This is a genomic window from Herbaspirillum sp. GW103, from assembly GCF_000261365.1.
Classification (GTDB): Bacteria; Pseudomonadota; Gammaproteobacteria; order Burkholderiales; family Burkholderiaceae_D; genus Herbaspirillum.
The window spans coordinates 734,552-757,377 of sequence record NZ_AJVC01000006.1; the positions used below are offsets into that span (position 1 = coordinate 734,552).

A 22,826-nucleotide genomic window follows, 5' to 3' on the forward strand; every position below is an offset into this window, starting at 1 on the left:
TCAGAAATCGTAGAGAAGCCGGGTGAGCCAGCCATGGCCCATCAGCAAGGTCAGCATGCCGGCGAGGGCCAGGCAGGGGCCGAAGGGAATCGCCTGGCCGCGCTGGTGGCGGCCCAGGCCCATCAGGAGCAGGCCCAGCAGCGCACCCAGCGCCGAGGCCAGCAGCAGGACCAGCGGCAGGGCTTGCCAGCCCAGCCAGGCGCCCAGCGCCGCCATCAGCTTGAAGTCGCCATAGCCCAGGCCCTCCTTGCCGGTGGCCAGCTTGAAGATCCAGAAGATCAGCCACAGCAGGACATAGCCGGCCATTGCGCCCAGCACCGCATCCTGCAACGGCACCAGGGGATGCACCAGATTGACCAGCAGCCCCAGCCACATCAGTGGCAGGGTGAGGTCGTCGGGCAGCAGCATGGTGTGCGCATCGATGACGGCCAGCGCAATGAGGAAGGCGGCGCATACCATCAGCGCCACCCCGTGCAGGCCCAGGCCGAAGCGCCAGCCCAGCAGGGCGAACAGCAGCGCGCTCAGCAGTTCCACCAGGGGATAGGCCGCGCCGATGGGGGCCGCGCAGAAGCCGCAGCGTCCGCGCAGCAGCAGCCAGCTCAGGAGCGGAATCTTGTGATGCAGCGCCAGTGGTCTGGTGCAATGGGGACAGGCGGAGGCGGGCAGCCAGAGGTTGTAGCGATCGGTATGCGGCATGGTCTCGCCACGTTCCTGGGCGACGAAGTTGGCAGTCTCGCGCAGCATCATGCGCGGCAGGCGATGGATCACCACGTTCAGGAAACTGCCCACCAGCAGGCCCAGCAGCGCCGCCACGGCCGCTGTGGCCGCATGGCCGGGGAGGGCGAGGGCATCGGGGAAAAACATCGTCGCGTTCAAGTCCGTGTCGATCGAGAAGGAAGCGGGAAGGCGGCCTGTCGTTTCATACCACCGCACCCATGCGGAACACCGGCAGGTACATCGCCACCACCAGGCCGCCGATGACCACGCCCAGCACCGCCATGATAACGGGTTCCATCAGGCTGGTGAGGGCCGTGACGGCCTCGTCGACCTCGCGTTCGTTGAGCTCGGCGATCTTCGCCAGCATGGCATCGAGTGCACCGGCCTCTTCGCCCACGGCCGTCATCTGCACCGCCAGGTCCGGGAAGACGCCCGTGGCCTGCATGGCCCCATGCAGCGAGGCGCCGTTGCGCACGGCATCGCGCACGACCAGCGAGGCCTCGGCATAGACCACGTTGCCGGCGGCTCCGGCCACCGTCTCCAGCGCCTCCACCAGGGCGATGCCGGCCCCGAACAGGGTGCCGAAGGTGCGGCTCCAGCGCGCCAGGGCGGCCTGTCGCAGCAGTTTTCCGAACAGCGGCAGCGACAGGCTCAGGCGTTGCGCGGCCCGTCGCAGCGCGGGATAACGCCGCCACGCCAGCGTTGCCGTTACGCCCGAGATCAGCAAGCCCAGCAGCAACAGGAGGCCATGGCGACCCAGCAGATGCGCCATGCCCATCACGATGCGCGTGGGCAGTGGCAGTTCGGCACCGAACTGCTGGAACATCTGCTCGAAGGCCGGTACGACCCACAGCATGATGACCACCGTCACCGCGACCGCGACCAGCACCACCGCGCAGGGATAGGCCAGTGCCGCGCGCACCTTGCCGCGCAAGGCCAGCGATTTCTCACGATAGAGGGCGATGCGCTCCAGCATGCTATCCAGCATCCCGGCTTCCTCGGCGGCGCGCACCAGGTTGCAGAAGAGCGCATCGAACTGGCGTGGATGGCGCGCCAATGCGGCATGCAGGCTGTCGCCGCGCGCCACGGCTTGCCGCACGTCGGCCAGCAGCGCGGCCAGCGCAGTCCTGGTCGCGCCCCGGATGGCGATGTCCAGCGATTGCAGCAGCGGCAGTCCGGCTTGCAGCATGGTGGCGAGCTGGCGTGTGAAGAGGGCGACCTGTTTGGCGGTGATGCGTCCGCGCATGATCGGGGTGCTACTGCCGTCCTGCGTGAGGTCGGCGGTGCGCGCGCCGTCATCGCGCCGCAGCCGTGCCACGCGCAGGCCCTGTTGACGCAGCCGGGCGCGTGCCTGGGCTTCATCGGCGGCGGTAAGGACGCCGCGCTGCGGGCGGCCGTGGCGGTCCAGTCCTTCCCAGCGGAAGGGGAGGCCGGAAGGCAGGCGATCAGGTGCAGGCAAGGATTTCTCCCATGCTGGTTTCGCCCCGCAAGACCTTCAGCAGCCCGGCCCGGCGCAGGTCGATGACGCCTTCGGCCTGCGCCTGCCGTCCCAGCTCCAGCGTGCCGGCCTGGGCCAGGATCAGGGACTGCATGGCGGTGCTGACCGGCATGACCTGGTAGATCCCGGTGCGTCCGCGAAACCCGGTCTGATTGCAGGCCGGGCAGCCCTGCGGCAGGAAGGTGGCGGGCGTGCCGCCGGCCGGACGGCGGCAGCGGCACAGCTTGCGCACCAGCCGCTGGGCCACGATCAGGCTGACGGAAGCCGCGATGTTGTAGGCCGGCACCCCCATGTTGAGCAGGCGCGTGAGCGTGGCGGGAGCGTCGTTGGTGTGCAGGGTGGAGAGCACCAGATGCCCGGTCTGCGACGCCTTGACCGCGATGTCGGCGGTCTCCAGATCGCGTATCTCGCCCACCATCAGTACATCCGGGTCCTGGCGCAGGAAGGCGCGCAACGCCAGGGCGAAGTCCAGACCGGCCCGCTCGTTGATGTTGACCTGGTTGATGCCGGGCAGGTTGATCTCCACCGGGTCCTCGGCGGTGGCGATGTTGATGCCCGGCTGGTTCAGCCGTTGCAGGCAGGCGTATAGCGAGACGGTCTTGCCCGAGCCGGTCGGACCGGTCATCAGCACCAGGCCGTGCGGCTTGCCGATGGCCTGCAGCAGGGCTTCCTGCTGGGCCGGTTCATAGCCGAGCTGGGCAATGGACAGGGTGGCCTGGGTGGTATCGAGGATGCGCAGCACGATCTTCTCGCCGAACTGCGTGGGCAGCGTCGAGACGCGGAAGTCCACCGTGCGCTGGTCCAGCGCCAGGCGCATCTTGCCATCCTGGGGCAGGCGCTTTTCGGCGATATCCAGCCGCGCCAGGATCTTGAGCCGGGTGGCCAGCTTGTCGCGCAGCGTCAGCGGCGGCTGCGCCAGTTCGTGCAGTACGCCGTCCAGGCGCAGGCGTACGCGGAAGAGATGTTCGAAGGGTTCGAAATGCAGGTCGGAGGCGCCCATGCCGACCGCATCGGCCAGCAGCTTGTGCAGCAGGCGCACCACGGGGACATCGTCGTCGGCCACGGCCGTGTCGGGAGCGGATTGCATGGGAGACCTCGCGCGCAGGGGCGCTGCCGCAGGGCAACGCACAGGGAGGGGAAGTCTCCCACGCGTTGCCGCTGCCCGGAAAGCGGAGCGGCGATTTGCGTGGAACAAATTCGGAGGACTTCGATACGGTCCGGCCCGGCGAGGGGCGAATCAGTCCGGTGTCTTCCCGTCAGCCGGCATGGCAATGAGCTTGACCATGCGGATGGCCTGGTTCTGTACCTGCACTATCTCGATCACGCAGCCATCGATCTTGACGGCCACGCTGGCTTCGGGGATGTCCTGCAGGGTTTCCAGCAGCAGGCCGTTGATGGTCTTGGGGCCATCCAGCGGCAGCTGCAGGCCCAGGCGCTTGTTGATGTCGCGCAGGGTGGTGCTGCCTTCGAGCAGGCAGCTGCCGTCCTTGTCCCAGCCAAAGCCTTCCCCCGAGGAACCGGGCGAGGAGGTGGTGAATTCGCCGATCATTTCCTCGATGATGTCTTCCAGCGTCACCAGCCCCTGCACTTCGCCGTATTCATCGACCACGATGCCCAGGCGCTCGTGGTTTTCCTGGAAATATTGCAGCTGGGTGAAGACATCGGTCTCCACCGGCACGTAGTAGGGGGTCGAGAGCAGGGCGCGGATGTCGTCGTGGGTGATGTCGTCTTCCTGGCGGAACAGCGCGACCGTCTTGCGCACATGCAGGATGCCGGCGATATGGTTGATCTCGCCCTCGAACACCGGCAACTTGTTGTGATAGCAGGTGGCCAGCTGGTGCAGGATGTCTTCCACCGGCGCGGCCAGGTTCAGGGCCTCGACCTGGGCGCGCGGGGTCATGACGTCTTCCACCGAGATTTTTTCCAGGTCGAACAGGTTCAGCAGGATGCTCTTGTGTTTCTGCGGAATGAAGCTGCCGCCCTCCAGCACGATGGAGCGCAGCTCTTCCGGCGAGATGCGCTGCTCGGCCGCGCGGGAACCGGTCTTGATGCGCAGCACCTTGAGGATGGCCGATACGAAGATGTTGACGAACCACACCAGCGGCTTGGCCACCCGCATCAGCGGCTTGAGCACGAAGCTGGTAAACAGCGCAATGCGTTCCGGATGGGTGGCGCCGATCACCTTGGGCACGATCTCGGCGAAGACGATCAAGAGCGCCGCCACGAAGGCGGTGGCCGCCGTGATGACGCGCTGGTGGTTGCCGAAGGCAGCAATGGCCAGCGCCGTCACCAGGGCTGTGGCCAGTGCATTGATGACGGTATTGGCGATGAGGATCAGCGAGAGCAGCCGTTCAGTGCGGTCCAGCAGCCACAGGATGGTGATGGCGGCACGGTTGCCTTGTTTGGCCAGGTGCCGCAGGCGATGGCGATTGGCGGCCATCAGCGCCGTCTCGGTCATGGAAAAGAAGGCCGAGAGCAGGATCAGGAGCAGGAGTGCAAGAGCTTGCACCCATATGGGTACGGTATCCAAACGTTGCCGTCAGTGGGTTGCCCTCACGCATGGGAGGGAGTCGGCGGGCCTGTTCACCTGTCATCACGACAGGCAAGCCAGGGCGGCCAGCAAGCGCCAAAGTCTAGACGATGGGGGCGTATCCCGCAAGCCGTGCGGTCCCGACTTGCTCCTCAGTAACCCCGTGCGCGATCGTAGAGATGCGGTGGCGGCAGGCCGTTGAGCACGGCCGCCATCGCCACCGCCGCCTGTCGTGCGCGCTCGCGCCGCGAGGGGGTGGCCGCTGCATGGGGTGTGACCAGTACGCGCGGATGCCGCCACACGGCGGCCCCGGCAGGCAGCGGTTCTTCCTCGAATACGTCCAGCACCGCAGCGGACAAGTGAGCGCTGTCGAGCGCGGCCAGCAGGTCGGGCAGGCAGACGTGGCTGCCGCGTCCGACGTTGATGACCGCCGCCCCCTTGGGTAACTGGCTTAGCAGCCCGGCATCGATGATGTGGCGGGTGTCGGCGGTCTCGGGCAGCAGGCAGATCAGGAGGTCGGTTCGGGCCAGGAAGGCCGGCAGCGCCTCGGCGCCGGCAAAGCAGGCCAGACCCTCTTCGCTGCGCGGCGAGCGCGCCCAGCCGGCCGTCTCGAAGCCGACCGCCGCATGTATGCGTGCCGCCGACAGGCCCAGCGCACCCAGACCCAGTACGCCCACCCGGGTTTCGCGCGCGGTGCGCGGGGTGGAGAATTCGCGCCACTCGGCGCGCGCCTGCTGGGCGATGATGCGTGGCATGTCCTTCAACAGCATCAGGCTGCTCATGAGCGTGAATTCGGCCATGCGCTGCTGGGTTTCGGGGGTGACCATGCGCACGATGGGCAGCTCCGGCAGGTGCGGGTCGGCGAGGATGTGATCCACGCCGGCTGCCGCACTGAGGATGGCCTTCAGATTGGGAAACTGCGCCAGTCTTCCCGCTTCGGGCTGCCACACCAGCACGAACTGCACACGCGCCGGATCGACTTCCGGATCGTCCCAGGCGCGCACTTCGAGGCCCAGCCCGGGTGCGAATTCATCAAAGCTGGCGCGCCACTCGGCCAGCGCGGCAGCACCGCCTGACTTGATCAGCAGCACGGGGGCAAGGGCAGAGGCGGGCGAGGTCATGCTTGCGGCTCCCCCGGATTGGCCTGGTGCATGGGCCGGCGCAAGGCAGGATCGAAGGGATTGATCCGGCGCGACAGGGCTGCCGCTTCCCGCTGCAGCATCTGCACCACGGTGGGTAGCCGTTCCTCGGTCAGACGCGAGGTCAGCGTGCCCACGCTCAAGGCGCCGACGATGCCGCCGGCGGCATCGAACAGCGGCACGCCCAGGCCCGCCATGCCATCGAGCAAACCGGCCTGGCGTGCCGCGTAGCCGGTTTCCCGCACCCGTTCGATCTCGGTACGCAGGTAGACCTCGTCATAGACACCGAACTCGCGCAGGCGCGGCACGTTGTAGCGGATCACTTCCTCGCGTTCTTCTTCCGGCAGGAAGGCGAGGATGGCCAGTGCTCCCTGTCCCACACCCAGCGCCACGCGTCCGCCGATGTCGCCGGTGAAGGCGCGGATCGGGAAAGGGCCATCGACGCGGTCCACGCACACCGCATCGAAGCGCGAGCGCAGCAGCAGGAAGACCGTATCGCCCAGGCTGCCGCACAGCCGCAGCAGGGCCGGACGGCACAGGCTGCGCACATCCGAGGCATTGCCAGCGCGCGCGGCCAGGGCGAACAGGTCCATGCCCAGGCGGTACAGCTTGCTGCGCTCATCCTGCTCCACCACGCCTTCGACGGCCAGCGATTGCAGCAGCCGGTGCGTGGTGCCCTGGGTCAGACCGATGGCCTTGGCCACCTGGGTCACGCGCATGCCTTGTGGTGGTGCATCGGCCAAGGCACGCAACACCGCGAAGGTGCGCTGGATGCCGTTGACCGGCAGGGAGGCTGGGGCGCTGGCCGCTGCGGCCTGGTCGTTGTGCTCGCTCATGAGGGGACTTTGTCTGCTGGGTGGAATCGGTAGTGGTCGGTCCGCCGATGTATTTCGTTGAACGGAATAAATATAAAAAATTTCCTGACAGTCGAAATACGATAGCAGAATTGGCACCGAAATTGCATCAATAACGAAACAGGAGACGCGCCACCCACCTCGCTCAGCGCCGCGGTGGCGTACTTGAAAGAATGCATCGGAGCGCCCGCCGGCCGACAAGCCCGCCAGCCGTGCAGCGCCCGAACCTTGCGACAGGGAGCTTGCAATGTCATTTCTTACGCTGACCAATGTCAGTAAGTTCTATGGTGATACCCAGGCGGTATCGGGTTTCAACCTCACGGTGGAAAAGGGCGAGTTCATCTCCCTGCTGGGGCCCTCGGGCTGCGGCAAGACCACCACCCTGCAGATGATTGCCGGTTTCGAAGCCGTCAGCGGCGGCCGCATCGAACTGGACGGACGCGACATCACGCACGCCAGGCCCAACAGCCGTGGCCTGGGTATCGTGTTCCAGACCTATGCGCTGTTCCCGCACATGACGGTGGAGCAGAACGTGGCCTTTGGCCTGGAGATGCGCAAGTGCGGCCGGGCGGAAAAACGTGACCGCGTAGCGCAGGCCCTGGCCCTGGTGCATCTCGAAAAACACGGTGCCCGCTATCCGCGCGAACTGTCCGGCGGCCAGCGCCAGCGGGTGGCCCTGGCGCGTGCGCTGGTGATCGCACCGCCCGTGCTGCTGCTGGACGAACCCTTGTCCAACCTCGACGCCAAGCTGCGTGAAGAAATGCAGTTCGAGCTGCGCGACATCCAGCGCAAGGTCGGCACCACCACCATCATGGTCACGCACGACCAGAGCGAAGCCATGTCCATCAGTGATCGCGTGGTGGTGATGGAGGCCGGTCACATCACCCAGGTCGGGCGTCCTCTGAACGTGTATGAGCATCCGGCCAATCGCTTCATTTCCACCTTCGTGGGCAAGGCCAATCTGCTCGAGGGTCAGGTGGTCGGTGCGGCCGGCGAGCGCGCCGATATCGCCGTGGGTGGCATGATGCTGTCCCTGGAGAGTAGCGATACCGGCCTGCGCGGCGGTGGCCGCGTGGTGCTCGGCCTGCGTCCGGAAAAGATCCGCTGTACCGCGCCCGGCCAGGGCCGCTGCAATGGCGACGTGGTGCGCCGCTTCTTCCTCGGCAGCCAGTGGATGTATGAAGTGCAGACGCCGCTGGGTCTGCTGTCGGTGCTGTCGGCCAACGATGGCGCCGAGGCGCTGGAGCAGGGCGCTGCCGTCGGCCTGGCGTGGAGCGACTACAGTCTGCGCCTGGTCTCCACCGCCCGCAGCGATGAACAGGTGACGGCATGAGCGCGGCCGGCACGACTTCCGTAGCGCCACCCGCGGTGGCCCCCGGCGACAGCAGCAAGGTCCCCGGCCAGCGCAGCCTGCCCTGGCTGATGTCGGCCCCGGCCATCCTGCTGTGCACGGTGATGCTGCTGGTGCCGCTGGTGCTGACCTTCGTGCTGTCCTTCAACGCCTATGATGCCGAGACCGGCCCCAAGGCCGGCACCTTCACGCTGGAGCACTACTATGCGGTGCTGACCGATCCGTACTACTACGGCATCTTCTGGCGCACGCTGTGGATCTCGGGCCTGGTCACGCTGATCTGCATCGTGGTGGGCGCGCCCGAAGCCTACATTCTCAACCGCATGCGCAAGCCATGGCGCTCCGTCATGCTGCTGGTGGTGCTGGCCCCGCTGATGATCTCGGTGGTGGTGCGCGCCTTCGGCTGGAGCATGCTGCTCGGTCCCGAAGGACTCATCAACGGCACGCTGGCCGCACTGGGCTTTGCCCGGGTCAGGCTGCTCTATACGGAGACGGCCATTGTCATTGCGCTGGTGCATGTGATGTTGCCCTTCATGGTGATCCCGGTGTGGACCTCGCTGCAGAAGCTCGACGCAGGCGTGGCCAATGCCGCGCTGTCGCTGGGCGCCTCGCCCATGACCGTGCTGCGTCGTATCGTGCTGCCGCAGATCATGCCCGGCATCTTATCGGGCAGCCTGATCGTCTTTGGCCTCTCGGCCAGTTCCTTTGCCATTCCGGGCCTCCTGGGCGGACGGCGTCTGAAGATGATGGCCACCATCATCTACGACGAATACCTGCACGAACTGAACTGGCCACTGGGCGCAGCCATCGCGCTGCTGCTGCTGGTGGCCAACCTGGTCATCATGCTGGGCTGGAACCGCATGATCGAACGCCGCTACAAGAAAGCGCTGGGCTGAACCATGAACAAGAACGGACCGATTGCATTGTGCTTCAATGCGCTGGTGATCCTCTTCACGCTGGCGCCGATCCTGGTGGTGTGCGTGATCGCCTTCACCCCCGAAAACACCCTGACCATGAACGGACCGGAATTCTCGCTGCGCTGGTTCAAGGCAGTGTTTGAATTCCCCGATTTCGTGACTTCCTTCTGGAACAGCCTGTGGCTGGCCCTGGCCGCCGCCACCATTTCCACCGGGCTGGCCATACCGGCGGCCATGGCGCTGGTGCGCTATCCGCATCGCTGGTCGGGCATGTTGCAGGGCCTGTTCCTGTCACCGCTCATCATTCCGCACCTGGTGCTGGGCGTGGCGCTGCTGCAGCTGTTCTCGGTGGTGGGCGGCGCCGGCAACTTCGGCTGGCTGGTGCTGGCGCACTCGCTGGTGGTGACGCCCTATACCATGCGCCTCATCATGGCCGCCCTGATCGGTTTTGATCGCAGTGCCGAGCAGGCGGCGCTGTCGCTGGGCGCTTCGCGCACGAAGGTATTGTTGCGCATCACGCTGCCGATGATCCTGCCCGGCATCACCGGTGGCTGGCTGCTGGCCTTCATCAACAGTTTCGATGAAGTCACCATGTCCATCTTCGTGACGGCGCCCTCGACAGTGACGCTGCCGGTGCGCATGTACATGTATGCCACCGAATCGATTGATCCGATGATGGCGGCGGTGTCGGCGCTGATGGTGGGCATCACGGCGGTGGCGATGATCATCCTGGACCGGGTCTATGGCCTGGACCGCGTGCTGGTGGGACGTTCATGACACCGACCTCCTCCCCGTCACAGGCCCAGCTGGTGCGGCTGGCCGAGCGTGATCGCGCCACGGTCAGCTTCACTCTGGACGGCCGTCCGGCCACCGCGCTCGAAGGCGACACCGTGCTGACCGCCGTGCTGACCAACGCGGGCAGCCTGCGTCGCAATGAATTCAGCGGCCAGCCGCGGGCCGGATTCTGCATGATGGGCGCTTGCCAGGATTGCTGGATCGCCACCGATAACGGTGAGCGCTTGCGCGCCTGTTCCACTTTCATCCGCGCCGGCATGCAGTTGCTGAGCGGGCAGGGGGAGACCGCATGAGCCGCCGTGCTCCCGTCATCGTCGGTGCCGGTCCGGCCGGTGTGCGCGCGGCCCAGACGCTGTTGGCACACGGCCTGCGTCCGGTCGTCATCGATGAAGCCGCGCGCGCAGGCGGCCAGATCTATCGCCAGCCACCGCGCGGATTCCTGCGCAGCCGCAAGACGCTGTATGGCTTCGAGGCCAGCCGCGCGCAATCGGTCCACGATACCTTCGACACCTTGCGCGAGGCCGTCGATTACCGGCCCGACACCCTGGTCTGGAATGCCCAGCCGGGTTTGCTGGATCTGATGGATGGCGGCGCACAATCGGCCTCCACCCTGGTCTGGGAAGACATCATCGTGGCCACCGGGGCCACTGATCGCGTACTGCCATTCCCTGGCTGGACCACGCCGGGCGTCTACACGCTGGGTGGTGCGCAGGTCGCGTTGAAGTTCCAGGGCTGTGCCATCGGCCGCTCGGTGGTACTGGCCGGCAATGGCCCGCTGCTCTATCTGGTGGCCTATCAATATGCCAAGGCCGGCGCGCATGTGGCGGCGGTACTCGACAGCAGCAGCCTGACCGACCGCATCGCCGCACTGCCGGCCATGCTGGGGCAGCCCGCGTTGCTGGCCAAGGGCATCTACTACCTTGCCTGGCTCCGCCTGCATGGCGTGCCGGTGCATTCGCACGCGCGAGTGTTGCGCGTGGAAGGCGATACACGTGTGCAGGCACTGGCCTGGCGTCGCGAGCATCTGGCAGACGCGGGCGGCAAGCCCGGCCCCGAGCAGCGCATTGCATGCGATGCCGTGGGCTTCGGCTATGCACTGCGGTCGGAAACGCAACTGGCCGACCTGCTGGGTTGCCGCTTCCAGTTCGATGCCCTGCAGCGCGCGCATCTGCCGGTGCGCGACGCCAGCACCCGCAGCAGCGTGCCCGGCGTCTACCTGGCCGGCGACGGTGCCGGCATCATGGGCGCGGATGCGGCTGAACTGGCCGGCGAACGTGCCGCGCTGGCGCTGTTGCAGGATCGTGGCATCGCAGTCGATGCAGCACGGGTGGCGCAGATCGAGGCGGAGCTGGCGCGTATCGGTGCGTTCCGTCTCGGGCTGGAACGCGCATTTCCCTTCCCCGAACGTTGGGCGGCCACTGCGCCGGATGATCTGGTGGTGTGCCGGTGCGAGAACATCCGGGCCGGTGAATTGCGCGCCGCCGTGCGTCAGCAGGGGGCCACGGAAATGAACCGGCTCAAGGCGCTCACGCGGGTGGGGATGGGCCGTTGCCAGGGCCGCATGTGCGGCGCGGCTGCGACCGAAATCCTGGCTCACGCGGCCGGCCTGCCGGTGTCGCAAGTGGGACGCCTGCGCGGGCAGGCGCCGATCAAGCCGATTCCCCTGGGCATGCACGTGCCCGCTCCCGAGCCTGTCCCGGCGCGGGTGATCGCGCTGCCTGTCCAGGAAGATGCCTCATGAAAACTCTTGCCACCGAAGTCCTCATCATCGGCGGCGGCATCGTCGGCGCCTCCGCTGCGCTGGTGCTGGCCAAGGCCGGACGTCGCGTGACCGTGCTGGAGCGCGACCTGTGTGGTGCACGCTCCAGCGGTATCAACTATGGCGGCGTACGGCGCCAGGGGCGGCCCGAAGTGCAACTGCCGCTGTCGCAGCGGGCGCATGAGATCTGGGGCCAGCTCCAGGACCTGATCGGCACCACCGGCGAATACGAACGCAGCGGTCACTTCAAGCTGGCCCGCAGCGAGGCCGACATGCAGTCACTGGCGCGCTATGCCGAACTGAGCCGTCCTTATGGCCTGGGCATCGAACTCATCAGCGGTGAGCGCCTGCGCCAACAATGTCCCTGGCTGGGCGGCGCCGCAGTCGGTGGCTCGCTGTGTCCGGAAGATGGCCAGGCCAATCCGCGCCTGATCTCACCGGCCTTCGCACGCGCTGCCGAGGCCGCCGGTGCGACCATCGTCGAGCGCTGCGAAGTGCTGCAGGTCGGCCATGATGGTCGCGACTTCGTGGCCGAAGCGCGACATGGGGAAAGTACCCTGCAGGTCCGCGCGGAAGTCCTCATCAACTGTGCCGGGGCCTGGGCCAACCGCGTGGCGCAAGCCTTTGGCGAAACCGTGCCGCTGACCAGCGGCCACCCCAGCATGGTGGTCACCGAACCGATTGCGCACTTCCTGCCCTGGAGCCTGGGTGTGGAGGGAGGCTCCATCTATTGCCGCCAGGTGGCGCGCGGCAACGTGGTGCTGGGCGGCGGACGTGGCTATGTGCTCGATGAGCAGCGCGCCCGCGCCTCGCATGATTCCATCCTCGGTCTGCTGCCGCAGGCGGCGGCCCTGCTGCCGGCACTGCGCCATGTACACATCATCCGGACCTGGAGCGGTGTGGAAGGCTACCTGCCGGACCAGCATCCGGTGATCGGCCCCAGCACTACGCAACTGGGCCTGCTGCATGGCTTCGGCTTCTGCGGTGCCGGTTTCCAGATCGGTCCGGCAGCCGGCGAAGCGCTGGCCGAACTGGTGCTGCACGGACGCAGCACCATTGCGCTGGATGCTTTCTCGATCGGCCGCTTCCTCCCGGCGCGTGCCGCTGTCGTCGACCTGTTGTCCTCCCACCCTGAAAGGAAGATCTCATGATGTCGCTCTCCCGCACCGCTGCCCTCGGACTCCTGCTGGCCACCGCCAGCGCCGGATCACAGGTGCAGGCACAGACCCGTACGCTGTATGTCGGCATGAATGGCGGCAACATGGAGAAGACCTTTACGCAGGCGGTGTTCGGTCCCTTCGAGCAGAAATACAACGTCAAGATCGCCGTGGTGCCGGGCGGTTCGGCCGACATCCTGGCCAAGGCCCAGGCCGCCAGGGACAAGCCGCAGATGCACCTGATGTTTCTGGACGATGGCGTGATGGCCCGCGCCGTCGGCATGGGGCTGTGCGAGAAGCAGAAGCCCAATCCCAACCTGGCCGACCTGCTGCCGGTGGCGCACATCAAGGATGACATGGCCACCGGTGTGACCATCAGCGTCACCGGCCTGGCCTACAACACCAAGGTCTATGCCGAGAAGGGCTGGGCGCCGCCGACCTCTTGGCTGGATCTGGCCGATCCCAAGTTGAAGGGGCGCGTGGTGTTTCAGTCGCTGCCCTCGTCCACCTTCGGGCTGCATGCCTTCCTCGCTTTCAACCAGATCAAGGGCGGCACCGATGCCAATGTCGATCCGGGCTTCAAGGCCTGGCCCAAGACCATCGGTCCCAATGTGCTGGAGTACATCGCCAATTCGGCCAAGATTTCCGAGATGGCACAGACCGGCGAAGCCGCGCTGTTCCCCTATACGCCCACACTCTCCACGCTCCTCAAGAGCAAGGGTGTGCCCGTGGAATACGTGCAGCCCAAGGAAGGTGCCATCGTGCTGATGGTGGCGCAGTGCGTGATCGCCAACAACAGCGAGCCGCAACTGTCACAGGAGTTGGCGGCCTATCTGCTCTCGCCGCAGGCCCAGGCGCTGGCGCTGGAAAATGGCAACTACAACCCGACCAATACCAAGGTCCAGGTCAGTGGCGCGGCAGCCGCCGAGCAGACCCGCATGAACGCTTTCGTCAAGGCGGCCCGGGCGGTGGATTGGGATGAGATCAACAAGAATCGCGCGGTGTGGAATACCCGCTGGAGCCGCACCATCGAACGCTGATGACTGCCGCTCCACGGCGTGAAGTGCAGAAATGATCTAAATGATCTAAATGATTTATCTGGTTTTGCAGAATCTCTGGTAGTTTTTTGCGCCACCTTTGCGGTGGCGTTTTTTTCGATGAAGGCGTGCGGCGCAGTTTTTGTTTATCTGCGGCATCGATGAATCGATATCGATTGTGCAATGGCGTAGATAAGCCGCAGCAGGGCGGGCAGTGAGGCGCATTGGCGGGAGGGGCAAAAATCGCGTATAATGCTTGGATCGCTCAAGAACCGAGCGGAAATCCTGATCCCCACGCGCCTTGTCGTACCAGCACCCTGCAATCCGCGTGATTCGCATCTTCATCCGCTTCCCCGAGTAAAGCACCAGCGCTGCCGGCTTCGCCGCGTGCGCGGTCAACTGTCCTCCGACCTTAACGCTCCCGGCCTCCACTTGGCGTGGCCAGTCGTCAAAGCCAGAGAATTCAAATCCCCGAGCCCTTCCTCGCTGGAGGTCGCGCGCTCACGCACAAGAAAGAGAAAATGGCAAAAGAAGAACTGATCGAAATGCAAGGACAAGTCTCCGAAGTCCTCCCTGACTCCCGTTTCCGCGTGGCGCTGGACAACGGCCACTCGCTGATCGCCTACACGGCTGGTCGCATGAAGAAGAATTTCATCAAGATCCTGGCGGGCGACAAGGTTACGCTGGAACTGTCCCCCTATGACCTGAACAAGGGGCGCATCATCTTCCGTCACCTGGAACAGCGCGGCCCCAGCGGCCCGCGTCCGGGCTTCCGCCGTCGCTGAGCTTGGAGCGGCGTGATGCTGTGGCGTCGCGTCGCCTGATGCCCTGCGGCACGCCCAAGGCGCTGGCCTGCGCTCACATGATCGGTTTTGCGAAAGAAAAAAAATATGCAAGCTCCGGTCCACCATCAGGAGCAGTACAAGGGCTTCCACATTTCGCTGCGCTGTAGCGGCGCACAAGGTCTGTGGGAGGTGAGTGACGTGCACATTGTCCACGGCAGTGCAATGGCGCCGGCCCTCTTTCCGCGCCGCCAGTTGCCGGGGCGTTTCGAGAGCGCCGGACTGGCCATCGAGCGCGGCATGGGCTGGGCCAGGGCGGTGATCGACAATCTTGACCCGGCGCTCGATGGAGAGTGGACGGCCAGCTGAGCTGGCTGTTGCTCTTTCATCCAGCGCATCTCTGGCCGGATCGGCCATCTTCATCTACGCACCGTATTGATGTTCGACGTGGACATCTTCCTGGGCTTGTTCCCCTCTCCGGCCAGCCTGCTGGCGCTTCGCTCCTGCATTTTCTGCGGAACTAGTTGCCGCGCCGACTTTCAGTGGATTATCGCAACAGGCGCTGTCGACGGGATTGCGAGGCTATCGCCTCGACCCTGTCAGCGTCGCTTGTGGTCGGCGTGCTTCGCAACATAGAATAGCGCCGCGACTCATTCATTTTTGTTAAGTATTCGGGTGCCGGCTGAAGGCCATGCGGCAATGTTTTTCTGTGGCAATGCGTCGTCGAGATATCGGTCCCTATCCCGAATTTCCTTCCACCTGTGTCAGATCGGCAGATCTGCTCAAGAGCGCGGACGAATTGCGCCATAAACGCCATGCACATTCATTTCAGCCCATGCGCACATGATGCGTCCGGTAGCGCAGGCCACCCCGTGGTCGCGCAGTCTTGCGCATCGACGGGCTTGCAGCGCCGTGCTGCGACCCTGGTCAACCATGGAGGTGTGGCATGAGTATCCCGGTCATGTCGGAGAGTGGGGCAGGCGCCGCGCGTTTCACCGGCTATCGGCCGTGGCTCGATGGTGTCAGGGCGGTGGCCATCTTGCTGGTGCTGCTGGAACATACCAATCTGTTCAAGCAATTCAATCTGGGTGGTGTTGGCGTTGGCATCTTCTTTGCGCTGTCGGGTTATCTGATTACCGGTTTGTTATGGGATGAGTTTGCCCGGGAAGGGCGACTGGCGCTGGTGCCGTTCTACCTGCGGCGCTTCGCGCGCCTGGCACCGGCGCTGGTGATCGTGGTGGTGGTCGCGGGCGTGGCGTTTCTGGCGGAGGGGCAGCGGCGCGCTGCTTTCAATGGCTTGTTTGCCGTGACTTATACGGCCAATTACGCCGCCATCTTCAGTGGCCACCATCTGGCCGGATTCGGACATACCTGGTCGCTGGCGGTGGAGGAGCATTTCTATCTGGTCTGGCCACCGCTGATGCTGCTGTTGCTCCGACGCCTGCAGGCGCCCGGCTTCATCAAGGCGGTGCTGGCACTCTGCGTGGCGGTGCTGTGCTGGCGCGCCTTGCTGTTCGTGTTCTTCGGCGAGCAGGTCAGGCTCATGCTCTATGCGGGCAGCCTGGAGCGACTCGATTCCCTGCTCTATGGATGTGCCGCGGCGGTTGCCGTGCGTCGCGGCTGGCGTCCGGGCATCGGTGCGGTGCTGGCTGGGGTGGTCGCGGTTGCTGCCAGCATCGTGTGGCTGGCGCCCTTGAGCAGCGTATTCGGTCCGACCCTGATCGGTGCGGGTGGCGCCTTGCAGATTGCGGCGCTCGACTGCGAGCGCAGGGCCGTGATGCAGCAACTGCTGTCGGCAAAGCTGATGGTGCGCACCGGCATCCTCTCCTATGGCATCTACCTGTGGCATATCCCTTTGCTGCAACTGGTCACCAGGAACGGCGAGGGACCATTGCTCCATATTCTGGCGGCGATGGGGCTGGCAGTGATCCTGGCGTATGTGTCCTATCGGTATTGCGAAGTGCCGATCCGCGACAGTGTGCGGCGCCGGCTGGCGGGCAAGCCTGGTCCTGCGCCGATATGAAGGAAAGGGCCGTGTTCCGGGCGCTCAGGCTGGTACCTCGGGCGGGGCAGGAAATTGTCGGTGGTGGATGTGAAAAAACAGGCAGAAATCGGTCGGGCCCCTGACGGGGCTGGACACAGAAGATGCAGGCGGGACGCACAAAGAAAAACAGCGAGTTCAATAACTCGCTGTTTTTGCTTGGGTAATTCTGGTCGGGGTGAGAGGATTCGAACCTCCGGCCTCTACGTCCCGAACGTAGCGCTCTACCAGGCTAAGCTACACCCCGTCGAGTGAGATCTAAGTCAGTGATTTCGATCTACTGCGAAAGCCAATAATTCTAACAGGGATTTTTTGAATTGGCTATCCGGAAGTGAAATAATTGCGTCCGCAGCCCGTCGCGCAGCGATTTCCGCCTGTTCTCGCGTATAGGCCAGGGCGCCGGAATGGGTGATGGCCGACAGCACTTCGTCGAAATGCTGCTCGTCACCATTCTCGATGCAGGTGCGCACCAGCTCGCGTTGCTGCGGCGTACCATGCTGCATCAGCCAGATCAGCGGCAGCGTGGGCTTGCCTTCGCGCAGGTCGTCACCGACGTTCTTGCCGATCTCGGCGCTGTTGCCGGAATAATCCAGCACGTCGTCGATCAGCTGGAAGGCGGTGCCGATGGAACGGCCATATTCGCCAGCGGCTTCAATGCCCGCCTCGTCGGCGCCGGCAATGAGCGCACCAATCTGGCTGGCCGCCTCGAACAGCTTGGCGGTCTTGGAACGGATCACCTGCAGGTAGCCCGCCTCGTCCACATCCGGATTGTGCATGTTGAGCAGCTGCAACACCTCGCCCTCGGCGATGACGTTGGTGGCATCGGCCACGATTTCCATCACGCGCGGATTGCCTACCGCCACCATCATCTGGAAGGCGCGCGAATACAGGAAGTCACCCACCAGCACCGAGGCCGCATTGCCAAACATCGCATTGGCGGTCTGCTTGCCACGACGCAACGACGATTCGTCGACCACATCGTCATGCAGCAGGGTGGCGGTATGAATGAATTCGATCACCGCCGCCAGCGCATGATGATGCTCGCCCTTGTAGCCGAAGGCATTGGCAATGAGCACGACCAGCACCGGGCGCAGGCGCTTGCCGCCCGCACTGATGATGTATTCGGCGACCTGGTTGACCAGCGGCACTTCCGAATACAGCTGCCGACGGATGACTGCGTTGACCGCCTCCATGTCGGCGACGATCGGATGCAGGATGGTTTGTTGCGAAGCGGTTTGTACGGCGGCAGACAAGGCGGAACCTGTGGGAAATGGTTATTGCCCGGATTATACGACGACAAGGCAGTGCCACGCCAAAGTGCCTCAGGCCAGATGATGCCGCTTTTGCCTTGTCGAAATGAAAACATGCGTCCCGAGCGGGGTGGCCGACAGGGCCGGCCCTGTTCCTTGTCCGCCCGGAAACTCTGTTGTACAGAGGCCCGGCAAAGTGTCAAGTCTTTTGACCGTGCAGCTAAGTGCCTGTATAATTTGCGGTTTTCCTGTTTCGCCATGGGTTTTTGACGGGCGCGGCAAGGGAAAAATCGTTCTTATTCATTCATTCGTGAGGTTTCACATGTACGCGGTCATAAAAACCGGCGGCAAACAATACAAAGTTGCTGCTGGCGAAAAACTCAAAGTAGAACAGATACCGGCTGACATTGGCTCCGAAATCACTTTGGATCAAGTGCTCGCAGTGGGCGCAGGCGAAACCGTGAAGTTCGGTGCGCCGCTGGTCGCAGGTGCTACGGTGCTGGCTACTGTGGTAGCACAAGGTCGCCATGACAAGGTCCGCATCTTCAAGATGCGTCGTCGCAAGCACTACCAAAAGCGTCAAGGCCATCGTCAGAACTACACCGAACTGCAAATCGTCTCGATCAACGCTTGAGCGTTGTCCCGAACGAACTGCTCATCCAAAGTCATCAAGGAGTTTTAAATGGCACACAAAAAAGGCGGCGGCACTACGCGCAACGGTCGTGACTCAGAATCGAAACGCCTGGGCGTCAAGGTTTATGGCGGCCAAGTGATCAACGCTGGCGGCATCATCGTCCGTCAACGCGGCACCCGCGTCCACGCTGGCGAAAACGTCGGCGTCGGCAAGGACCACACCCTGTTCGCCCTGAAGGACGGCAAGGTCAAGTTCGTTGTCAAGGGCCTGCAACAGCGTCAATACGCTACCGTCGTTCCGGCGTAAGCGTTCCTGTCATCCGGGTTCGCCCGGAACCAGGCATAAAAAAGGCTCTGCCGGTGGTGGAGCCTTTTTGATTTTTGAAGAGCCGTCAACAAAGCGCCGAGCCTCGGCTTGCATGGCAAGTGCAGGGGTGGGGCCTGACCCTGACCGGGCAGGTATCGACGTTTTGTTAGCGGCTCCCATGTCCCATGAGGCGTCCAAATCATGAAATTCATCGACGAAGCACGTATTGAAGTCGTGGCAGGCGATGGCGGCAACGGCGTCGCCAGCTTCTGCCGCGAGAAATTCCGCCCCTTCGGCGGTCCCGACGGCGGCGACGGCGGCAAGGGCGGCACCATCTGGGCCGTGGCCGACCGCAACGTCAACACCCTGATCGACTACCGCTACGCCAAGCTGCACCGTGCCGGTCGCGGCGAGAACGGTCGTGGCTCGGACTGCTACGGCAAGGGTGCCGATGACGTCTACCTGCGCATGCCGGTGGGTACGCTCATCGTCGACATCAACACCGGCGAGCACATCGCCGACCTGACCTTCCACGGCCAGACCGTGATGCTGGCCAAGGGCGGTGAGGGCGGCTGGGGCAACATCCACTTCAAGACCTCCACCAACCGCGCCCCGCGTCAGAAGACCGAAGGCAAGGAAGGCGAGCGCCGCGAGCTGCGCCTGGAACTGAAAGTGCTGGCCGATGTGGGTCTGTTGGGCATGCCCAATGCGGGCAAGTCGACTTTCATCACGGCCGTCTCCAACGCGCGTCCCAAGATCGCCGACTATCCCTTCACGACGCTGCACCCCAATCTGGGTGTGGTGCGCGTGAGCCACGAGAAGAGCTTCGTGATCGCCGACATTCCCGGCTTGATCGAAGGGGCTGCCGATGGTGCCGGTCTGGGCGTGCAGTTCCTGCGCCACCTCCAGCGTACCGGTCTGCTGCTGCACATCGTCGACCTGGCGCCCTTCAATGATGAAGTCGATCCGGTCAAGGAAGCCAAGGCCATCGTCCAGGAACTGAAGAAATACGACCAGTCCCTGTTCGACAAGCCGCGCTGGCTGGTCCTGAACAAGCTGGACGTGGTCCCCGAGGCCGAGCGCGCCAAGCGGGTGAAGGATTTCGTCAAGCGCTTCGGCTGGAAGGGCCCGGTCTTCGAGATTTCGGCCCTGAACCGCGATGGCTGCGAAGAACTCATCAACGAGATCTACAAGTACCTGGAAACCAAGCGTGCCGAAGAGCACCGTTCGGAAGAAACGCAGATGACCGAGGAAGCCCGCGCCATCTCCAGCATCGATCCGGACGATCCGCGTTTCAAGGTCCTGGACTGATTCCTCTCTTGCGTAGCCCCTGCCGGGGCTGCGCGCGGGGGCGGTTCGGGCTATCATCTCTGCCTGTCGGAATTTCCTCCCGCTCCCAGAAGAATCAGAACCCGGAACACTATGCAATCGGTCATTCAACGCGCCAAGCGACTCATCATCAAGGTTGGCTCTTCCCTGGTCACCAATGATGGCAAGGGCCTGGACGCTAACGCCATCGCCCGCTGGGCCGAACAGATCGCACAACTGCGCGCGCTCGGCAAGGAAGTGGTGCTGGTCAGCTCCGGCGCGGTCGCCGAAGGCATGCAGCGTCTGGGCTTCGACAAGCGCCCGACCGGCATCCATCACCTGCAGGCTTGCGCCGCCGTCGGGCAGATGGGCCTGGCGCAGATCTACGAAACGAGTTTCCGCAAGCATGACCTGCACACTGCTCAGGTGCTGCTGACCCACGCCGACCTGGCCGACCGCGAACGCTACCTCAATGCCCGCTCCACCCTGTTCGCCCTGTTGCAACTGGGGGTGGTGCCGGTCATCAACGAGAATGACACGGTGGTCACCGATGAAATCAAGTTCGGAGACAACGACACCCTGGGTGCGCTGGTGGCCAACCTGATCGAAGCCGAAGCGCTCATCATCCTCACCGACCAGCCGGGCCTGTTCACGGCTGATCCGCGCAAGGATCCGACGGCCACCCTCATTTCCGAAGCGCGTGCCGGCGATCCGTCGCTGGAGCTGATCGCAGGCGGTACCGGTACCGGCATCGGCCGTGGCGGCATGCTGACCAAGATTCTGGCGGCCAAGCGCGCCGCCACCTCCGGCGCCCATACCGTGATCGCCTGGGGCCGTGAAGAGCAGGTCTTGACGCGCCTGGCGGCCGGTGAAGCCATCGGCACCCAGCTCAATGCCGAGACCGCGCAACTGACCGCGCGCAAGCAATGGATGGCTGACCACCTCAAGACCGCCGGTCGTGTGGTGCTCGATGCCGGTGCGGTGCAGAAGCTGAGCCTGGAGGGCAAGTCCCTGCTGCCCATCGGTGTGGTGGAAGTGTCGGGCGAGTTTGGCCGGGGCGATGTGATCACCTGCGTGGACGAGAGCGGTCGCGCCATCGCCCGTGGCATGAGCAACTACAACAGCTCGGATGCGCGCCGCATCATCCGCCATCCATCTGCCGAGATCCAGGCCATCCTGGGCTTCGTCGAGGAACCGGAACTGGTGCATCGGGACAACCTGGTGTTGCTGTGACGGCGCCGCGCCGATCTGCATCGGATGGATGATTCATCGCCTATCGTATAAATCATTTATACGATATAAATGATGTAAATGATGTAAAGAAAAACGCGGCCGAGGCCGCGTTTTTTGTTGCCCGGTCCGGGCTCCTTGAGGCAATCAGCGACGCACCGGATCGAGGCGGGTCTGGGACTTCAGGCGGCTGAGGATGCTGCTGAGGTTCTCGTTGTCGGCAATCATCTTGCCTTCGCAGAAATAATCCCTGAACAGCGCACCGTCGATGCGATTGACGCCAATATCGCGAATCGGCTGCCATTTGTCGCGGCGCGAGCGTGACCATGTGCCATCCGGGTGGCCGAAGGCGTAGGTCTTCTTTTCCCAGGTCTCGCAGCGCATGCCTTCGTAGATCACGTTCACCGCACCGCCTTCGGTCTTGGTCACGACCGTATAGCGCACCACCTTGTCGGTACCGATGGAGACCGAGTTCAGGTCGACATAGGCCTTCATGGTGGCTTGCGGGCTGAGGTAGAACTCGGCCAGGTTCTTCGCCTGCGGTGTGGGAGGCAGATGCACGGCGATTTCCTGCCAGGGCTTCTCCTCGTCGTCGAATTCTTCATCGAAGCTCTGCGCCAGCGTGCTGGCGCAGACCGCCAGCAGCGAGCAGGCGAGGACGGCGCGGCGCAGGCTGCGCAGGGTGAACGGGGAACGTTGGGTGTCAGCGTGCTGGGAAGAGGGCATGGAACTCACTTGGTTTCGGGCGTGCTCGCGCCGTTGCAGGACTGGCCTGTGGCGGCCTGGCCCGGATTTTTGTGGGGATGCGCAAGGCGTCCGGCTTGCTCGGCGCGACGCTGGCCGTGCGCCGGCCGGTTCAGGAAGCGCGACAATTCCTGCAGTGCCTGCTGGTAGACCTCGCGTTTGAATTCGATGACCACGTCCAGCGGCACCCAGTAGTCATGCCAGCGCCAGGCATCGAACTCCGGATGCGAGGTGCCGCGCAGGTTGACATCGCAATCGCGCCCGACCATGCGCAGCAGGAACCAGATCTGTTTCTGGCCGCGGTAATGGCCGCGCACTTCGCGCTTGATGAAATGGTCGGGGACTTCGTAGCGCAGCCAGTCACGGGTGCGGCCGATGATCTTGACGTGCTCGGCACGCAGGCCGATCTCTTCTTCCAGTTCCCGGAACATCGCCTGTTCGGGGGTCTCGCCGTGCTTGATGCCGCCTTGCGGGAATTGCCAGGAGTGCTCGCGTACGCGCTTGCCCCACCACACCTCGTTATTGGCGTTGAGCAGGATGATGCCGACGTTCGGGCGGAAGCCTTCTCGATCCAGCATGGTGATCCTCAAACTTTCTGCGGCTGGAAGTCCCTTTCAGGCAGGCTCGTGCGACTGCGGGCATACACGGAAAACCGGTACGCCAGGCGGGTCAGGAGCAATCACATCGATGCACGGATGTCATTGAAACTGGGAGCAAATCTGCAAAGAAAGGGCGCATCAGCCAGCTAATCCTTTAAAATTGGAATGATTATAACCC

The 22,826-nt window shown here is 64.1% G+C and carries 23 protein-coding genes and 1 tRNA gene; 14 read left to right on the forward strand and 10 right to left on the reverse strand.

Annotated features, from left to right (window positions below; genetic code table 11):
- The 6 genes from GWL_RS21875 to GWL_RS21900 all read right to left on the reverse strand — a co-directional run bounded on the left by GWL_RS21875 (position 1) and on the right by GWL_RS21900 (position 6,720).
- Positions 1-864 (reverse strand): A24 family peptidase, encoded by an 864-nt coding sequence (locus GWL_RS21875; RefSeq protein WP_008334584.1) that lies wholly within the window; start codon positions 862-864, stop codon positions 1-3.
- 55 nt (positions 865-919) lie between these two features.
- Positions 920-2,176 (reverse strand): type II secretion system F family protein, encoded by a 1,257-nt coding sequence (locus tag GWL_RS21880; protein WP_008334585.1) that lies wholly within the window; start codon positions 2,174-2,176, stop codon positions 920-922.
- Positions 2,163-3,302 carry a GspE/PulE family protein gene (locus GWL_RS21885; RefSeq protein WP_008334586.1) on the reverse strand — a complete coding sequence of 380 codons (1,140 nt, stop codon included), beginning with the start codon at positions 3,300-3,302 and terminating at the stop codon, positions 2,163-2,165. The genes GWL_RS21880 and GWL_RS21885 overlap by 14 nt, the downstream gene beginning before the upstream one ends.
- A 150-nt stretch (positions 3,303-3,452) precedes the next feature.
- On the reverse strand, positions 3,453-4,745 hold the full coding sequence (locus tag GWL_RS21890) for an HlyC/CorC family transporter (protein WP_034351614.1): 1,293 nt from the start codon (positions 4,743-4,745) through the stop codon (positions 3,453-3,455).
- Positions 4,746-4,897: 152 nt separating this feature from the next.
- Positions 4,898-5,866, reverse strand: coding sequence for a glyoxylate/hydroxypyruvate reductase A (locus GWL_RS21895; RefSeq protein WP_008334596.1), 969 nt, complete (start codon positions 5,864-5,866; stop codon positions 4,898-4,900).
- Complete coding sequence (locus GWL_RS21900; protein ID WP_008334598.1) at positions 5,863-6,720, reverse strand: IclR family transcriptional regulator; 858 nt, start codon at positions 6,718-6,720, stop codon at positions 5,863-5,865. The genes GWL_RS21895 and GWL_RS21900 overlap by 4 nt, the downstream gene beginning before the upstream one ends.
- Positions 6,721-6,985: 265 nt before the next feature.
- Between GWL_RS21900 and GWL_RS21905 the strand changes: the two genes are divergently transcribed.
- The 10 genes from GWL_RS21905 (at position 6,986) to GWL_RS21950 (ending at position 16,559) form a co-directional block, all read left to right on the forward strand.
- Complete coding sequence (locus GWL_RS21905; RefSeq protein ID WP_008334600.1) at positions 6,986-8,071, forward strand: ABC transporter ATP-binding protein; 1,086 nt, start codon at positions 6,986-6,988, stop codon at positions 8,069-8,071.
- Entirely contained in the window at positions 8,068-8,985 is a 918-nt protein-coding gene (locus GWL_RS21910; protein WP_008334601.1) for an ABC transporter permease, read from the forward strand. Before GWL_RS21905 ends, GWL_RS21910 begins: the two co-directional genes overlap by 4 nt.
- Before the next feature lie 3 nt (positions 8,986-8,988).
- Positions 8,989-9,783 carry an ABC transporter permease gene (locus GWL_RS21915; RefSeq protein WP_008334602.1) on the forward strand — a complete coding sequence of 265 codons (795 nt, stop codon included), beginning with the start codon at positions 8,989-8,991 and terminating at the stop codon, positions 9,781-9,783.
- Positions 9,780-10,094, forward strand: a complete 315-nt coding sequence (locus GWL_RS21920) for a (2Fe-2S)-binding protein (protein ID WP_008334604.1) — start codon at positions 9,780-9,782, stop codon at positions 10,092-10,094. The genes GWL_RS21915 and GWL_RS21920 overlap by 4 nt, the downstream gene beginning before the upstream one ends.
- Positions 10,091-11,542 carry an NAD(P)/FAD-dependent oxidoreductase gene (locus GWL_RS21925; protein WP_008334606.1) on the forward strand — a complete coding sequence of 484 codons (1,452 nt, stop codon included), beginning with the start codon at positions 10,091-10,093 and terminating at the stop codon, positions 11,540-11,542. Before GWL_RS21920 ends, GWL_RS21925 begins: the two co-directional genes overlap by 4 nt.
- On the forward strand, positions 11,539-12,711 hold the full coding sequence (locus GWL_RS21930) for an FAD-binding oxidoreductase (RefSeq protein ID WP_008334608.1): 1,173 nt from the start codon (positions 11,539-11,541) through the stop codon (positions 12,709-12,711). Before GWL_RS21925 ends, GWL_RS21930 begins: the two co-directional genes overlap by 4 nt.
- Positions 12,708-13,757: an ABC transporter substrate-binding protein gene (locus GWL_RS21935; protein ID WP_008334609.1), complete on the forward strand. Its 1,050-nt coding sequence runs from the start codon at positions 12,708-12,710 to the stop codon at positions 13,755-13,757. Before GWL_RS21930 ends, GWL_RS21935 begins: the two co-directional genes overlap by 4 nt.
- Positions 13,758-14,275: 518 nt before the next feature.
- Positions 14,276-14,539 carry a translation initiation factor IF-1 gene (infA, locus tag GWL_RS21940; protein WP_006713209.1) on the forward strand — a complete coding sequence of 88 codons (264 nt, stop codon included), beginning with the start codon at positions 14,276-14,278 and terminating at the stop codon, positions 14,537-14,539.
- 105 nt (positions 14,540-14,644) lie between these two features.
- Positions 14,645-14,905: a hypothetical protein gene (locus tag GWL_RS21945; protein ID WP_034351615.1), complete on the forward strand. Its 261-nt coding sequence runs from the start codon at positions 14,645-14,647 to the stop codon at positions 14,903-14,905.
- Between the two features lie 577 nt (positions 14,906-15,482).
- Positions 15,483-16,559, forward strand: coding sequence for an acyltransferase (locus GWL_RS21950; RefSeq protein WP_008334615.1), 1,077 nt, complete (start codon positions 15,483-15,485; stop codon positions 16,557-16,559).
- Between the two features lie 188 nt (positions 16,560-16,747).
- On the opposite strand, the gene GWL_RS21955 is transcribed toward GWL_RS21950, so the two are convergent.
- Together GWL_RS21955 and ispB are read right to left on the reverse strand one after the other, a co-directional pair.
- Positions 16,748-16,824, reverse strand: a tRNA-Pro gene (locus tag GWL_RS21955).
- A 16-nt stretch (positions 16,825-16,840) separates the two neighbouring features.
- Entirely contained in the window at positions 16,841-17,770 is a 930-nt protein-coding gene (gene ispB, locus GWL_RS21960) for an octaprenyl diphosphate synthase (protein ID WP_192811602.1), read from the reverse strand.
- A 379-nt stretch (positions 17,771-18,149) separates the two neighbouring features.
- Here ispB and rplU point away from each other — a divergent pair, with 379 nt between their 5' ends.
- From rplU to proB, 4 genes are all read left to right on the forward strand, one after another.
- A complete protein-coding gene (rplU, locus tag GWL_RS21965) occupies positions 18,150-18,461 on the forward strand; it encodes a 50S ribosomal protein L21 (protein ID WP_006713215.1) in 312 nt (103 codons plus the stop codon).
- 48 nt (positions 18,462-18,509) lie between these two features.
- Positions 18,510-18,767 carry a 50S ribosomal protein L27 gene (gene rpmA / locus GWL_RS21970; protein WP_013232410.1) on the forward strand — a complete coding sequence of 86 codons (258 nt, stop codon included), beginning with the start codon at positions 18,510-18,512 and terminating at the stop codon, positions 18,765-18,767.
- A gap of 201 nt (positions 18,768-18,968) precedes the next feature.
- Positions 18,969-20,078, forward strand: a complete 1,110-nt coding sequence (gene obgE / locus GWL_RS21975; RefSeq protein WP_008334622.1) for a GTPase ObgE — start codon at positions 18,969-18,971, stop codon at positions 20,076-20,078.
- A 111-nt stretch (positions 20,079-20,189) separates the two neighbouring features.
- Positions 20,190-21,308, forward strand: a complete 1,119-nt coding sequence (proB, locus tag GWL_RS21980) for a glutamate 5-kinase (protein WP_008334624.1) — start codon at positions 20,190-20,192, stop codon at positions 21,306-21,308.
- A gap of 144 nt (positions 21,309-21,452) precedes the next feature.
- Here proB and GWL_RS21985 read toward each other — a convergent pair whose 3' ends face one another.
- Both GWL_RS21985 and GWL_RS21990 read right to left on the reverse strand, forming a co-directional pair.
- On the reverse strand, positions 21,453-22,031 hold the full coding sequence (locus tag GWL_RS21985; protein ID WP_008334625.1) for a CNP1-like family protein: 579 nt from the start codon (positions 22,029-22,031) through the stop codon (positions 21,453-21,455).
- A 5-nt stretch (positions 22,032-22,036) separates the two neighbouring features.
- A complete protein-coding gene (locus tag GWL_RS21990; protein ID WP_008334627.1) occupies positions 22,037-22,627 on the reverse strand; it encodes an RNA pyrophosphohydrolase in 591 nt (196 codons plus the stop codon).
- Positions 22,628-22,826: the final 199 nt, after the last annotated feature.

What these genes read in the sequence shown, in the direction of transcription:
- GWL_RS21985 (WP_008334625.1), bottom strand. Translation starts at nt 22,031, where the DNA reads ATGCCCTCTTCCCAGCACGCTGACACCCAACGTTCCCCGTTCACCCTG.
- GWL_RS21925 (WP_008334606.1), top strand. Translation starts at nt 10,091, where the DNA reads ATGAGCCGCCGTGCTCCCGTCATCGTCGGTGCCGGTCCGGCCGGTGTG.
- ispB (WP_192811602.1), bottom strand. Translation starts at nt 17,770, where the DNA reads ATGGAGGCGGTCAACGCAGTCATCCGTCGGCAGCTGTATTCGGAAGTG.
- GWL_RS21915 (WP_008334602.1), top strand. Translation starts at nt 8,989, where the DNA reads ATGAACAAGAACGGACCGATTGCATTGTGCTTCAATGCGCTGGTGATC.
- GWL_RS21905 (WP_008334600.1), top strand. Translation starts at nt 6,986, where the DNA reads ATGTCATTTCTTACGCTGACCAATGTCAGTAAGTTCTATGGTGATACC.
- rplU (WP_006713215.1), top strand. Translation starts at nt 18,150, where the DNA reads ATGTACGCGGTCATAAAAACCGGCGGCAAACAATACAAAGTTGCTGCT.
- GWL_RS21920 (WP_008334604.1), top strand. Translation starts at nt 9,780, where the DNA reads ATGACACCGACCTCCTCCCCGTCACAGGCCCAGCTGGTGCGGCTGGCC.
- proB (WP_008334624.1), top strand. Translation starts at nt 20,190, where the DNA reads ATGCAATCGGTCATTCAACGCGCCAAGCGACTCATCATCAAGGTTGGC.
- GWL_RS21930 (WP_008334608.1), top strand. Translation starts at nt 11,539, where the DNA reads ATGAAAACTCTTGCCACCGAAGTCCTCATCATCGGCGGCGGCATCGTC.
- GWL_RS21895 (WP_008334596.1), bottom strand. Translation starts at nt 5,866, where the DNA reads ATGACCTCGCCCGCCTCTGCCCTTGCCCCCGTGCTGCTGATCAAGTCA.
- obgE (WP_008334622.1), top strand. Translation starts at nt 18,969, where the DNA reads ATGAAATTCATCGACGAAGCACGTATTGAAGTCGTGGCAGGCGATGGC.
- GWL_RS21935 (WP_008334609.1), top strand. Translation starts at nt 12,708, where the DNA reads ATGATGTCGCTCTCCCGCACCGCTGCCCTCGGACTCCTGCTGGCCACC.
- GWL_RS21885 (WP_008334586.1), bottom strand. Translation starts at nt 3,302, where the DNA reads ATGCAATCCGCTCCCGACACGGCCGTGGCCGACGACGATGTCCCCGTG.
- GWL_RS21950 (WP_008334615.1), top strand. Translation starts at nt 15,483, where the DNA reads ATGAGTATCCCGGTCATGTCGGAGAGTGGGGCAGGCGCCGCGCGTTTC.
- GWL_RS21875 (WP_008334584.1), bottom strand. Translation starts at nt 864, where the DNA reads ATGTTTTTCCCCGATGCCCTCGCCCTCCCCGGCCATGCGGCCACAGCG.
- GWL_RS21900 (WP_008334598.1), bottom strand. Translation starts at nt 6,720, where the DNA reads ATGAGCGAGCACAACGACCAGGCCGCAGCGGCCAGCGCCCCAGCCTCC.
- GWL_RS21945 (WP_034351615.1), top strand. Translation starts at nt 14,645, where the DNA reads ATGCAAGCTCCGGTCCACCATCAGGAGCAGTACAAGGGCTTCCACATT.
- GWL_RS21910 (WP_008334601.1), top strand. Translation starts at nt 8,068, where the DNA reads ATGAGCGCGGCCGGCACGACTTCCGTAGCGCCACCCGCGGTGGCCCCC.
- infA (WP_006713209.1), top strand. Translation starts at nt 14,276, where the DNA reads ATGGCAAAAGAAGAACTGATCGAAATGCAAGGACAAGTCTCCGAAGTC.
- rpmA (WP_013232410.1), top strand. Translation starts at nt 18,510, where the DNA reads ATGGCACACAAAAAAGGCGGCGGCACTACGCGCAACGGTCGTGACTCA.
- GWL_RS21990 (WP_008334627.1), bottom strand. Translation starts at nt 22,627, where the DNA reads ATGCTGGATCGAGAAGGCTTCCGCCCGAACGTCGGCATCATCCTGCTC.